Source organism: Actinomyces urogenitalis DSM 15434 (genome assembly GCF_000159035.1).
GTDB classification, from domain to species: Bacteria; Actinomycetota; Actinomycetes; order Actinomycetales; family Actinomycetaceae; genus Actinomyces; species Actinomyces urogenitalis.
The window spans coordinates 1-617 of sequence record NZ_DS999608.1 but is presented as its reverse complement, the minus strand read 5'-3'; the positions used below and the strand labels follow the sequence as shown (position 1 = coordinate 617).

Sequence of the window (617 nt, the reverse complement as noted above, 5' to 3'; positions counted from 1 at the left end):
GCCTGGGCCGCACGCTGGAGCTGCGCGCCCGTGGCGCCAGCCGCATCGAGCAGATGCGAGCCGCCTGGCGCCAGGTGGTCTACGCCTCGTGGTGGTCCGACCCGCTCGTGCGGCCTGGCACCGGGCCTGTCGCCCTGGGCACGCTCACCTTCTCACCCGGCTCTGGCCAGGACTGCGTCCTGCTGGTCCCCCGCCTCCTCATCGGGTTGGACGACGACGGGGCCTGGCTGACCACCGCCGTCCTGCGGGGCGAGGAGCACCCTGACCCCGCTGAGGTCGTCGAGGAGCTCATCGCCGCCGCAGCCACCGCCCCGTCTCAGGAGACGTCCGCCCAGGGCGCCCGCGCCGTCGTCGAGCCCGGCAGCCACGACCGCGACAGCTACCTCGACTGCCTGTCACGCGTGCAGGCGCGGATGCGCTCGGGTGAGGTGGCCAAGGTCGTCATCGCCCGCGACCTGCTGGTGCGCCCCGCAACCAGCCTGGGAACTCCTGAGCTGCTCGGGCGACTGGCCCAGGCCTATCCCTCATGCTGGACCTTCGCCGTGGACGGCATGGTGGGTGCCAGCCCTGAGCTGCTCGTGCGGCTGTCCGGGCGGCGCCTGACCTCCCGGGTCCTG

At 73.6% G+C, this 617-nt stretch carries 1 protein-coding gene; it reads left to right on the top strand.

Going from position 1 to position 617, the window contains the following annotated elements; all coding sequences use genetic code 11:
* A partial coding sequence (locus tag HMPREF0058_RS11485) for a chorismate-binding protein (RefSeq protein WP_006549967.1) occupies nucleotides 1–617 on the top strand: 617 nt, incomplete at both ends.